At 44.4% G+C, this 12,297-nt stretch carries 14 protein-coding genes; 4 read left to right on the top strand and 10 right to left on the bottom strand.

The window, feature by feature from the left end; translation table 11 throughout:
- The first annotated feature begins 728 nt into the window (after positions 1 to 728).
- Together AC6ESP_RS18870 and AC6ESP_RS18865 are read left to right on the top strand one after the other, a co-directional pair.
- Positions 729 to 1,316 carry a TetR/AcrR family transcriptional regulator gene (locus AC6ESP_RS18870; RefSeq protein ID WP_497098284.1) on the top strand — a complete coding sequence of 196 codons (588 nt, stop codon included), beginning with the start codon at positions 729 to 731 and terminating at the stop codon, positions 1,314 to 1,316.
- A gap of 20 nt (positions 1,317 to 1,336) precedes the next feature.
- Positions 1,337 to 2,014 (top strand): NAD(P)-dependent oxidoreductase, encoded by a 678-nt coding sequence (locus AC6ESP_RS18865; RefSeq protein ID WP_497098283.1) that lies wholly within the window; start codon positions 1,337 to 1,339, stop codon positions 2,012 to 2,014.
- 535 nt (positions 2,015 to 2,549) lie between these two features.
- Here AC6ESP_RS18865 and AC6ESP_RS18860 read toward each other — a convergent pair.
- The 8 genes from AC6ESP_RS18860 to AC6ESP_RS18825 all read right to left on the bottom strand — a co-directional run bounded on the left by AC6ESP_RS18860 (position 2,550) and on the right by AC6ESP_RS18825 (position 9,616).
- The gene (locus tag AC6ESP_RS18860) at positions 2,550 to 2,891 is read right to left on the bottom strand and encodes a DUF1801 domain-containing protein (RefSeq protein WP_497098282.1); all 342 of its coding nucleotides are present in this window, start codon (positions 2,889 to 2,891) and stop codon (positions 2,550 to 2,552) included.
- A 2-nt stretch (positions 2,892 to 2,893) separates the two neighbouring features.
- Complete coding sequence (locus AC6ESP_RS18855) at positions 2,894 to 4,156, bottom strand: RNA polymerase sigma factor (protein WP_497098281.1); 1,263 nt, start codon at positions 4,154 to 4,156, stop codon at positions 2,894 to 2,896.
- A complete protein-coding gene (locus AC6ESP_RS18850; RefSeq protein ID WP_497098280.1) occupies positions 4,153 to 4,587 on the bottom strand; it encodes a YciI family protein in 435 nt (144 codons plus the stop codon). Before AC6ESP_RS18850 ends, AC6ESP_RS18855 begins: the two co-directional genes overlap by 4 nt.
- 24 nt (positions 4,588 to 4,611) lie before the next feature.
- Positions 4,612 to 5,424, bottom strand: coding sequence for an alpha/beta fold hydrolase (locus tag AC6ESP_RS18845; RefSeq protein WP_497098279.1), 813 nt, complete (start codon positions 5,422 to 5,424; stop codon positions 4,612 to 4,614).
- A 282-nt stretch (positions 5,425 to 5,706) separates the two neighbouring features.
- Complete coding sequence (locus AC6ESP_RS18840; RefSeq protein WP_497098278.1) at positions 5,707 to 6,279, bottom strand: hypothetical protein; 573 nt, start codon at positions 6,277 to 6,279, stop codon at positions 5,707 to 5,709.
- 361 nt (positions 6,280 to 6,640) lie between these two features.
- The gene (locus tag AC6ESP_RS18835) at positions 6,641 to 7,153 is read right to left on the bottom strand and encodes an acyl-CoA thioesterase (RefSeq protein ID WP_497098277.1); all 513 of its coding nucleotides are present in this window, start codon (positions 7,151 to 7,153) and stop codon (positions 6,641 to 6,643) included.
- A gap of 70 nt (positions 7,154 to 7,223) precedes the next feature.
- Positions 7,224 to 8,183, bottom strand: coding sequence for a nucleoside hydrolase (locus AC6ESP_RS18830; RefSeq protein ID WP_497098276.1), 960 nt, complete (start codon positions 8,181 to 8,183; stop codon positions 7,224 to 7,226).
- Positions 8,184 to 8,413: 230 nt separating this feature from the next.
- On the bottom strand, positions 8,414 to 9,616 hold the full coding sequence (locus AC6ESP_RS18825; protein ID WP_497098275.1) for a D-alanyl-D-alanine carboxypeptidase family protein: 1,203 nt from the start codon (positions 9,614 to 9,616) through the stop codon (positions 8,414 to 8,416).
- A 233-nt stretch (positions 9,617 to 9,849) separates the two neighbouring features.
- Here AC6ESP_RS18825 and AC6ESP_RS18820 point away from each other — a divergent pair, with 233 nt between their 5' ends.
- Complete coding sequence (locus tag AC6ESP_RS18820; protein WP_497098274.1) at positions 9,850 to 10,740, top strand: cation diffusion facilitator family transporter; 891 nt, start codon at positions 9,850 to 9,852, stop codon at positions 10,738 to 10,740.
- A gap of 95 nt (positions 10,741 to 10,835) precedes the next feature.
- Here the strand turns inward: AC6ESP_RS18820 and AC6ESP_RS18815 are convergent, their stop codons facing one another.
- Entirely contained in the window at positions 10,836 to 11,204 is a 369-nt protein-coding gene (locus AC6ESP_RS18815) for an ArsR/SmtB family transcription factor (protein ID WP_497098357.1), read from the bottom strand.
- Between the two features lie 49 nt (positions 11,205 to 11,253).
- On the bottom strand, positions 11,254 to 11,847 hold the full coding sequence (locus tag AC6ESP_RS18810; RefSeq protein ID WP_497098273.1) for a YdeI/OmpD-associated family protein: 594 nt from the start codon (positions 11,845 to 11,847) through the stop codon (positions 11,254 to 11,256).
- A gap of 73 nt (positions 11,848 to 11,920) precedes the next feature.
- Here AC6ESP_RS18810 and yxiS point away from each other — a divergent pair, with 73 nt between their 5' ends.
- Entirely contained in the window at positions 11,921 to 12,229 is a 309-nt protein-coding gene (gene yxiS, locus AC6ESP_RS18805) for a protein YxiS (RefSeq protein WP_497098272.1), read from the top strand.
- The last annotated feature ends 68 nt before the right edge of the window (positions 12,230 to 12,297 follow it).

The raw sequence follows: 12,297 nt of genomic DNA, 5'->3' as shown, positions 1-12,297 counted from the left end.
AAACTACACATTAGAACGTTGAGATAAAAGAAAAATTGTCATTGAAGATTCAATGTATAGAAATATCAAGCTAGGAAGAGATATTGAATCTGTAAAAAAGAGATATTCCAGATTGAGTAGAAGAGAACTCATTTCATTATTGATTAATGCTGAGCAATATATTGCAGAACAAAATCAAATTTGGCTGAAGGAAGAGTTCGAAAAATATACGTAATTCATTCATTTTTTTTTATGTAAAAAGCAGCATCCTTAGCGATGTTGCTTTTTGTGGTTTTAAAATAAAGGGATGCCACATCGTTCTTTCCTCGTTATTTCACCTTTACTAGGAGAAATAGAGGGGATTTCACTTGCTGCCGCACGGTAATCTGTCTGGGGGCAATACCTAAGCATTACACGATGCGCTGAAAAACCCGTTCCTGGAGGACTTGGTGGAAGGAACCGAAGCTGTAGGCAAATCATACGCTGGGGCCAGTTTATGAAGTGTTAGAGGTGATTGTTTCTGTTGTTAGAATAGAATATTGCAAATATTCATTCAAGGATCTGCTGCTTGAATAAGGAGTTCTTGCGGGAATAGAGCACCACTTCGGATTCACGCTCCGAGAGTAGGCTCATCGAAAAGGACGGCATCGGCTTCCTACATCTGCACGGGAATTTGACTTCAGTAAGTTGCTACCATATAATAAATGATAGTTATTAATAACTAACATAGAGTGGAAAGAGGTTTTTAGATGAATGAAACGGAATTAGGTACCGCCGACCGAATCTTGTTGGCAACACTTCAGTTGATGCAGGAAAAAGGATTCAAGTCGGTGTCAATCAAAGAAATCGCCCAAGCATGCCAAATCAGCGAAATGACCGTTTTCCGCCATTTTGAAACGAAGAAAAAGATTTTGGAAGAGGCTGTAAAAAGGTATTCGTATATTCCCAGCTTCAAAAACCTTTTCGATGAAGAAATCGTCTGGGAATTGACAATAGATCTTGAAAACATTGCGCACGGCTACCTCGACTCGATGTATCGCAACAAGGCTGTTTTTCTCATCGCTGTTCAGGAAAGAACGACAATGCCGGAGCTCGCCGAGTTGATTTCCTACAATACGAAGGAACTAAAAACGTATATTGCTCAATATTTTGTGAATATGCAAGAACAGAAGAAAATGGTTCCCTCCGATTCGCATTTACAAGCTATGATCTTTCTTACGATGCTGTATGGCTATTTTTCATCCACCTCTCTCTGGGGAACGCAATTTATTGATGAGGACAGGGAACGATTCATCCGGGAGACAATCTCTGCATTTTGCAAGGGATGGGCACTATAATTTTTTTAATATGTTAGTTAATGATAACTATCACAATAATAAAGGGAGTTGTTGAAATGAAAGTTATCGTTTACGGGGCCACGGGCGGCACAGGGTTACAGGTGGTAGAGCAGTTGCTGGTTGCAGGCCACGAAGTGACTGTTGTTGTCAGGCAACCTGATCAGTTTAAGAAGTCGCATGATAGATTACGTGTCTTGCAAGGGGATGTGTTGAATCCTTCCTCCCTGAATAAATCAATGGAGGGGATGGAGGTCGTATTATCGGCGCTTGGGGTGAATCACCGCAATCCGACGACCGTGTACTCGGAAGGAACAGATAATATTATGAACGCCATGCGTCAAGCGGGGACGCGACGACTTGTCTGTTTATCTGCATCCACTCTGGCAATACCGCCGGAGACCCCTTGGTTGTCGCGACTGGTCACTAGACACGTAGTGATGCGTTTATTCAAGCACCTGTACGAAGACATGGATCGCATGGAACAAAGGGTACGTAAGTCCGAACTGGATTGGACGATTGTCCGGCCGCCGAGATTAATCGATGGTCCTCGCACAGACAAATATCGAGTGGCACTGAACGAACCGATGAAAAATCCGAAAGGGCTTAGGGGGCTTTCCAGAGCAGATCTAGCGGCATGCATGATTACCCAGCTCCACAATTCTGCATCGATTCGCGGCACTATCGAGATTACCTACTGATTAGCTGCACAGACATCATCGCGCATTAGAGTGGTAACGATAATTATACAGACTTATAGACATATGTACAAAATACGGGTTTTGTGTAAAAGTAGTGCCCGTTAAAAAAGGCTGATACTATTTTGTAAAAGTAGTGCCCGTTAAAAAAGGCTGATACTATTACTTCAGCCTTTTTGTCCCATTTTTGTAAATACGTCATTATTGATCATTGTGTGTATCTCTTCTTGTGCATCAATCCTTTTTCCACAACTCATCTGCATTATTAATTACTTTTAAAGCTCAGCTCAACTTCAAATTTAATTCTGTTCTGCTGTTTTTTAAAATTATGTTTTTTAAAACCGTTAAGACTTTAAATCAAATTTATTGTGAATTTCACATAGTTTTATTTTAGTACTTTTCAAATCACCAATTCACTTACCAGTATTTGTATATTGCATGAGCTAATCTAATCGCAACAAAGAAGTTATTTGTCATACCAATGCTACACATACAACGCTACTTCCAGCATAACCAAATTATCGCAAGCCAAACACTCTTAGATCGAATCTGAAGCTCGTCTAAGCAATGTCACCAAAAGCTGTGAATCAACGGAATCATCTTTACGCAGCTTAAGCGTTTTTCTTTCTGGAGGACCATCGAACATGCCTTCCTGGAGCTCCAATCCAGCAGCATTGAAGATCGTAAAGCTAACTGCGTCTTTGGATGTAGAAATAACAGCAGCATATTTTCCGTTCTTCAAAAAATGAGGCTTCTTATACTGGATCCGTTCTGTCATCTCAGGAATAGCTTGCCGCACGACCTCTCGCAGTTTTGTAGACAACTCTACCTGCCATGGCTCTTTCAACGCTTCAATAAAATCTATAACCTCTTGATTCATCCTTAATACTCCCCTTCATGGTTTATTTGACAAACATTAGCTCGATTAAGTAACAGCTTCTTCTCGCGGGCATTACGGGTTAGAGTTGCAGCATGCTCAAATTCTATACGTGCTTCAGCGAATCGACCGAGTTTTTCTAGAAGATCCCCTCTCACGCTCGGCAGCAAATGGTAATCCTTCAGATAACCTTCCGCTCTTAGCTGATCAACAATCTGAAGTCCAAATGCTGGCCCGAAGGCCATCGCAATGGCCACTGCCCGATTCAATTCAACAATTGGAGAAGGCGCAATCCTTGACAGCGCTTCGTATAAGGCAGAAATTCGTATCCAATCTGTCTTGTCTACCGCCGTCGCCTGCGCATGGCAAGCAGATATTGAAGCCTGCAGAGCATATGGACCATATGGCTGTGCAAGCTTCTGACAGCGCTCCAATGCGGCCAATCCCCGACGAATTAACAATCGATCCCATAAGGCGCGATTCTGATCCATTAATAGTATCGGTTCACCTGTAGAGCTAATACGAGTTTTGAGCCGCGAAGCTTGCAGCTCCATTAAGGAAACTAGACCATGAACCTCTGGCTCAAGCGGCGCTATCTCAGCCAATACGCGACCTAATCGCAGAGCCTCCTGACACAATAATGGTCGAATCCAATCATTCCCAGAGGTGGCCGAATATCCTTCATTGAACATGAGGTAGATTACTTCTAATACGGCCGTAATACGAACTCTCAGCTCTTCGCCAACAGGCACTTCAAAAGGAACCTTCTCCACATTAAGTGTTTTCTTAGCCCTAACTATACGCTGTGCAATCGTTGATTCGGCGGCTAAGAACGATCGTGCAATCTCGTCAGTTGTTAGTCCGCATAATAGACGCAGTGTGAGAGCAACTCTAGCTTCCTGAGATAACACAGGATGGCAAGTCATAAAGATAAGACGAAGGAGATCGTCACCAATCTCCATGCCCACATTATCCAAGTCTTCCTCCGCGTACAGATCCATGCTGTGGGCAATCTCTACATATTTCTGGTCACGAACCTTGGTCCTTCGAATCAGGTCAATAGCACGCCTCTTCGCTGTCGTCATTAGCCATGCACCTGGGCTGTCTGGAATGCCTGTCTCTGGCCATCGCTCCAATGCAATAACAAGTGCATCCTGTGCCAAATCCTCAGCAACTCCTATATCCCGTACTATTCGAGTCAAAGCCGCAATAACCTTTGGTGACTCTATTCGCCATATCGCATCAATTGTACGATGTGTTGCAGTCACGCTTTTTTCTGCTCCTCAACCTGCTTGCGTAATACCGTTTCTCTCGCTAGTGAATCGGGATCGTCCATGATCTCAGCAGGCTCGAATACTTGTCTAAGCTCAATCTCTCCCTGCCCATTACCGTGTGGATCAGGCATCCGAAGTGCCCATTCAATTGCTTCCTCTCTCGATTTCACTTCAATAAGTGTATATCCGGCAATCATTTCTTTGGCCTCCGTGAATGGGCCATCTATAACCTTGGATTTCCCTCCTGGCTCTGGATAAGTAATTCTAATTCCACTTGAACTAGGCTGAAGCCCATCAGCAGCGAGCAGTACACCAGCCTTAACCAGCTCTTCATTGTATTTCTGCATGGCCTCAATAAGCTCCTGGCTCGGCATAACCCCAGCCTCAGAATCTGTTGTAGCTTTCACAATCATCATAAATCTCATCATATATTCCTCCTCTTCGATCTATTAGCGATGGTTTAAAAAGAATCCTATAAGCTCCATAGATATTTTGCGAGCATCGAGCTGCTTCGTATGACCCAGACCCTTTTTGCTAAGCAGCTTCGCATTAGGGAGAACTTCTGCTACATTCTGTGCGGCATGCCGCAGTGCAATCGGACTCTCTGTACCTTCGAGCACTACACTTGGCATATTCACCGTGCTCCACGAACCGGCAGGAAGCCGCTTCCCTTCCATATATCCCTCTAACAACGCAGCATCATATGGAAGTGTGTGTGCAACTGCCATGAGCCTAGACCATACACCTGGCATAATACGCATAAGACCGACAATAAAGGAAGGCGCCCCCATCCCCTTAGTCATAAAATAGGTGATAGCCTCGGAACGCCGATTATGAGCAATGAGCTCAGTAACATGACCTACGAAGTTATTCGGCGGCCTACGATCTCCTCCATCAACCACTAAAGGAGGCTCATGAAGCGCCAGCTTGGTAATGTTTAGTCCACTTGCTGCTGCTTGCAAGGCAAGAACCGCCCCGGATGATAGTCCCCACACATAGGCCTCGCCTCCAGCCTCATCAATGATAGCTTGAAGGTCTTCTATCTCACGAGCTATGGCATACGGCTGCGTATCCCCACTATCGCCACGGCCTCGACGGTCGTAGTTGTAAACAGTGAAGTGCTCTGACAACAGCTTCGCTAGCTGCACTTGACCTGGGAAATTCCGATAGCTGAACGCTCCTGCTACAAGTACTAAGGGAGGCCCTTGACCAGCCTTGTCATAAGCAATCTTTGTGCCGTCTTTTGACACTGCTATGAACATCGTATCTCTCCTTACTAATTGATTTGTTATATGGGCTCAATCTCAGCCTCTATATAGACGACGAACCGAAGAAGACATAATCGACACAGTCTCAAAAAAACTTTTCAATTTATTATTTGGAGGAGTTCTTCGTGAATGAGATGAGGTATCTGGAAGATTATAGAATTATAATAGAGTAAGCTAACGAGTTAGGCAATGACTTATTGCTCTCAAACATTAGCCACGTCAAAAAGGCTGCCCCACAAGCCAGTAGCTTTTGAGACAGCCTTTTCTAAGATTATGTTATTCCCCATTGTCAGCGTTATCAAGAGGATCAGGGTCAGGAGCTTGATCGACCTTCTCTTCGATGCCAGCTTCGCGATTCGCTGTAATTCGAAGGCGATATAGCTCGCGATAATTTTGCAGCAGCTCTACTTCCTGTTGTTGAATTTGAGCTGTAAGCTCTGTTATTCTCGCTTCTAATGTGACCGTTACGGGTATTTCGACATCATTATCATCGTCAACGTAGCTAACATATTCAGGTGGTTGCACCATAATTCTGCTGCAGCCGAATGTGAATTCAGCCCATTCATCGGCGGCGCCCCTGCCTTCAGATTTATAAATCTCGACGTAATTATCGAATATCGCATTAACTGTTTTACGACAATCCCAGCCAAGAATAACAAGGTCTTCTTTGGCTCTAGTCACAGCTAACATCAGTTGAAAATCGTTTAATTTGCCTCGATCCGCCTCTACCCGTTCAATTTCGCCGACAAAGCTTGGAAACGCTGTCCGGAACAGCTCTGCAGCAGCCAAAAACTCTTCCTGTGTAATGGAGGTCTCTTCCTGCTCTTCTAAGCGTAAATCTTCTTCCATTGAGATTCATTCCCCTCTTGCCATTTCATACCTTTATAAATTTCGCAGCAAGGGCAAGATTTCAGTTCATATAGCTTGCCCATCCCGATTATAAAAGTATAGGACGAGGCGGAGAGCTAAGCAAGGAAAAAGACTGGAAAGTGACAGGTACGTGACATTCATGACTTTATGGATTAACTCGTTTATAATAATCAATAACAATCAGGAATAGAAAGTTGGTGCCAGCTATGAACGGACGGAAAATTGTATATTCATTACTTGGGGTATGTGTCATTCTTGCCTTGTTTGTATATATATGCTTGAACTACGTAGTAACGGCGCAGAATTAATCCTCTGCGCCGTTTTTTCATATCTATTTGATTCAATCCCAGGGCTGTCGTACGGTCAAATATCCAGCGAATTTCTTGCTCTCGTCCCTGCGTATTTTGCGCATCTCGGCACGATGAGGTGCAGTTTCATACAGCTTAATCTCTTCCTCTGTCTCCGGAATAATCGCCGGTACAGGTACCGGCCTATTATTCTCATCCAATGCAACGAAGGTTAGGAATGATGTTGCTGCTACTATCCGGTGTCCCTCAAGCAAATCCTCCTTCACGACCTTCACGAACACTTCTACTGAAGTACGTCCAGCCCATGTAACGAATGACTCCAGACTTACAGAATCAGTAGGTCTGATGGGCTGCAGAAAATCGACAGAATCTGTTGATGCAGTAACAACCGATTTTCTACAGTGCTTGGTTGCAGCAATGGAAGCAATATCATCGATATAAGCCATTAATTTCCCGCCGAATAAGGTATTGTGATTATTGACGTCAGTAGGAAAAACTCTGGATGTCTTATAGCATCTTGATTCACGTGAATAACGATGTTCCATGGTGATTGAATCGTCCCTTCGAGCACTATGTAATAGGGCATACTGTCACTAAACCAATATTAGATAAACTCTACTCTGCAAGGAACACAGACAGCATTTGGCGAAGAGCCTTGTCTGCATCAACTTCCAGGCAGAATTCCACTTCTCGTCCGACAGACGAACGCACTCTGCGATCTGTCATGATCATTCCAGCTGTATGCCCTGTACCTGTGTCAATGACTGCGTTCATCTTGGTTATCGATACCAGCGATGGATTAACAGCAACAACTACTGCTAATGGATCGTGCATCGGACATTCCCCTAAGAAATTATTCGATTGACGGTAGAATTCGAAGTAATGCTCCATGGATTCATGCAGGAAGGTAACGATCTTTTGCTTGTGGGCAGGAGCATGACGACTAAGATAAGCTAGATGATCTTTGGTTAGAAGCGTCTTCATCGTAACATCCAGCCCTACGATAGTGAGTGGGACAGAAGAATCGAACACAATTGCCGCAGCCTCTGGATCTCCCCATAGATTCGCTTCACTTACTGGAGTCACATTCCCTGGAGCGAATACAGTTCCACCCATCGCGACCGTATTTTTTATTTTGCCTGCAATAGACGGGTCCTTCTTCAAGGCCAATGCTAGGTTAGTCATTCTTCCCACAGTAACGATAACAAGCTCACCTGGAAGCTCATGTGCTTTTCTTATAATGAAGTCAGCTGCAGATTCATCGATCGGCTGTTGCCCCGAGGACGGAATCTCAGCATCACCAATACCGTTATGTCCATGAACCTGATGCACGGCTCCCCCATACTCGCGCTCCAATGGTTTCGAAGCTCCAGCAGCTACAGGTACCTCATAACCACAGTTCGCAAGCTTAATGATGCGAAGCGTATTCTCCGTAGCTTGTCCAACCTCAATATTGCCGAAGCCTGTCGTAATTCCCTCCATCTTAATTTCTGGTGACAGAAGCGCGTATAAAATAGCTAATGCATCATCTATTCCTGTATCTACGTCCAGAATCATACGAGTTTTGTTGCTCATTGTTGTATTCCTCCAATTTCTTGTTATACCCCTATTGTAAACGAATAAAGTCATCACTGCCAAGGTTGTTATCAGGTTTGTATAGTTTGCACAGAAAATGCTGTCGAAAATATACGATGTTTATTATTAATGTCATAAACTAATCTATTTTATGACATTAATAATCGTTTCTCCCTAAAAAAAAGAGAAGATTGCTTCATGATCCACGAAGCCTCTTCTCCTATATCTACTTATTGCAAGCTGCCTTTTCTTCGCTTTTTCCTAATGATTAGTCTTGCGCACATCAGCATGAACATAATCTTGAGCAGCCACACCGCCATAATGGCGATTGGCCATTTGGATCCAGGTTCTTCTATGGTGTCCACACCAGCTACTGATGCGATTTGAACTTCTTTAATCGGCTCAGCACTTAATAAGTCTGCAACAGGCTCTATTGCGCTATAAGTCGATGCATATTGCACGAATAATTGCCCAGTTGAGTTAACCTTAATTACAGGCTGGTCGTTCTTGTTAACCGTAATCCATACCGGCTCCGCAGCATAGAATTCCACATTCTCACCCTTGTCGAGCGTAGAATAGGTTCTAGGCTCATTCGCATCCAGAATCATAGTGCTGTCGAAATGCTCGAAGCCGTAATCAAGCAGTGTGCTCATATCACTATATATGTCTTTATCACGTGACGATTGGAGAATTACACCGATAAATTCGTTATTGCCTCGTTTGGCCGATGATACGAGAGTGAAGCCAGCTGCACTCGTGTAACCATTCTTGATACCGGTAGAGCCTTCATAGTTCCATATCATTTTGTTATGGTTATATAATTCAGAATCCCATTCCAATCCAACCCAAGGCTTGGACTTCGTGGAGACGATTTCTCTGAAGCTTTCGTTCTTCATCGCGTAGCGGGCAATGACCGCCATATCGGATGCCGTGGTGTATTGGTTAGGGTCATGCAGACCACTCGGATTAACAAAGTTTGTGTTGGATAGCCCTAGCTGCTGAACGAACATATTCATCCTTACAGCGAATTCGTCCTTGGTCCCATCTACATATTCGGCAATCGCTGTTGCCGCATCATTGCCTGAATTAATGAGCATCCCTTCAATTAAGTCCTGCATGGGCTTCTGCTCACCCTCAGCCAGATAGACCCGTGTTCCATCTTCATAGCGGGCTTCTTTGGATACGGTTACAATGTCGGTTGAATGTGACTGTTCAAGTGCAATTATCCCAGTCACGATCTTCGTGATGCTTGCGGGATATAAGCGTTCATTCTCATTTTGGGCAAATAAGACAACACCGGTCTGGGCATCGATAAGAATCGCAGCCTCTGCTCTTATTTCGGGTACTATCTCTGGAACGGTCTCCGTCATTTCTGTCTCAGGATGAAGCACTTCGGCATTGGCATGAGCGGGTATAGCAAACAGAGTAAACATACTAAATAAAATGCAGATTATTGCGATAGAACGGTATAATGACCGCATTCTTATCTCTCCATCCTGTTTTATTCAACACATACACACAAAGATTAACATATAACTATGGTTTTAGACTAGTGCAACAATGTTTACTCTCCCCTATTTTCTAAGTTAGTAACAACACTGTTTCTCTAGACCCACACGCCTGTCGTCAATTATGATAGTTGTACATTGTTGAGAGTGGGGTAATCATGGAAAACAGCTACAAAGATATTAAGCAAGGTGAAACAGGTGCATGGCTCAGTATTATGGCTTATATTAGCTTGGCCGCTCTCAAGCTTACGGTCGGTTGGTTCTCAGGCTCCGAGGCATTATCAGCAGATGGGCTGAATAACTCCACGGATATTATTGCTTCCATTGCCGTTCTAGTTGGACTTCGCATATCGCGCAAACCGCCCGACGAGGATCATCGGTATGGCCATTATCGCGCAGAGACAGTCGCTGCATTGATCGCATCCTTCATTATGTTCGCAGTTGGATTACAGGTGTTGTATCAATCGTTCCAGAACTTCCGCACGCCAATCATTGAATCCCCCGATATGATCGCTGCATGGACTGCGCTGTTCTGCGCAGCTGTGATCTATCTGGTGTACGTATATAATGTGCGTCTGGCTAGAAGAATAAAAAGTCACGCCATGATGGCAGCTGCTCAGGATAATCGCTCAGATGCGTTCGTAAGCATCGGCGCCTTCATCGGAATTGTTGGCTCTCAATTCGGCCTTCCATGGCTTGATCCAGTGACTGCCCTGCTCGTTGGTTTTATTATATGCAAAACCGCATGGGGAATTTTTCGAGATGCCACACATGCCCTGACGGATGGCTTCGATGATTCGGAGCTGCAGACGATTAAGCAAACGATCCGCACTATACCAGGTGTTCGCAAGATCAAAGATATTAAAGCAAGGATCCACGGCAATAATAAGCTGGTTGATGTTACAATTGGTGTTGACCATCAGCTGAATGTGGTGGAGAGTCACGATATTACCGAGGAGATTGAACAACGCATGCACGAGGAGCATCAGATCTCCCATGTTCATATCCATATTGAGCCTTATGAAGGTAGTCTGAAGACCAACAAATAATAGGCAGGCATACGACAAAGGGTAACCTCCCAGCAGTTATTACTGCTGAGGGGTTACCCTTTTCTGATGTTTATCTATAGGAGTGAACTGATTAATTAAGCATGCTCCAAATGCTTGAGGGTTTGCATAAAAACTTCCTTCACATGGTCATCATCTATAGAATAATAGACCGTTTTCCCTGCTTTGCGGCGCTTCACCATTCGTACGTTACGCAAATATCGAAGCTGATGGGATACGGCAGACTGTGTCATTCCGAGCACTACGCATAAGTCATGCACACACAATTCATTGTTGATTAGGGTATAGATCAGCTTTACTCGTGTTGGATCGCCGAGCGCTTTGAACAGCTCAGCCAAATCGACTGCTTTCTGTTCATCAATTCGCAAGGATTCCAGATCGACCATTGCTATTTCGGTCGTACCTTCACAGGTATCTTCACATTGCTCTTCTGCTATTTTATCCAAGTCCATCCACCGCCTTATTATCCTTGCCTGCTCATCTCTTCCATTCCATTTAGTCACTTTTCGACTTCCAAGTCGCTTGACGAAGCTTACGTCCCTGCTCAGAATCTTCAATGAGTGTCTGTAGTCTGCGTAATCGAGTATCCTCTCGCTTCGCGCTAATGACCCACCAGATGGCTGTCTTCTTATAGCCAGGGGCTTGCTTGCCGAAGAACAGCCATGCTCCCTCATTCGCCCGAAATTGCTGTTCCTCTAATTCTCCTAATGTGAGTTCTCCTAGTTGCTCATATGCGTAAACCTCAGACCTTACTTCCTTACGCTTGCTATAGGCTTCCTTACCTGCAGCCTGCACAAGTCCTAGACGCTCTAGCTCTTCGATCCGCTTGATATTCACAGAGCTCCATATACTTCCGGATTTGCGAGGGGTGAAGCGAATCTTGTAGCTCTCTTCATCTATTCCTTTGCGTATTCCGTCTATCCAGCCGTAGCATAACGCCTCGTCAACAGACTCTGGCCATGTGATGGACGGCTTGCCTGTATTCTTTTTATAAAAGCCTACCCATAGGAATGCTTCCTGCGTATGATACTCGTCCAGCCATTTCCGCCACTCTTGCGCTCTTGCGAAGAACTGAATCGTTTCGCTCATCGTATCCCCCTCGTCCTCAAGCAGAATATTCGATATAATGAACCCATATTAACGCCAAAAAGGGGAATTAGCAATGAATAACAAAGAAATGGATCAATTCATTATTGATCAATATCAACGCGACGAACAGACGATGATCCTTTTGTTCGCCCAGTGGTGTGTGAATCAGGAGCTGGACCCTTTTGAAATCTATGAGCGTGCGCATCCAGGGCAAGTGATGAATACTGCACTACAAGAGGCTATCGATCTGACGATACCCAAGGAAGAAGCCCAAGACATTGACGACGATACAGTGCTTCAGGTATTGTCTCTATTCGGCAACGAGGAGCTTGCCTTCGTCGTATCCGAAGTAATCAACCGCCGTCCTCCCCGCCATCGTTAAGCTCGCTAGTCAGTACGCACTATTGTTCGAATCCTGTGAAGCCTGTATAATAAGATGGCGAACGTATG

Source organism: Paenibacillus xinjiangensis, from assembly GCF_059686975.1.
This window is presented reverse-complemented; position numbering and strand designations above follow the sequence as displayed.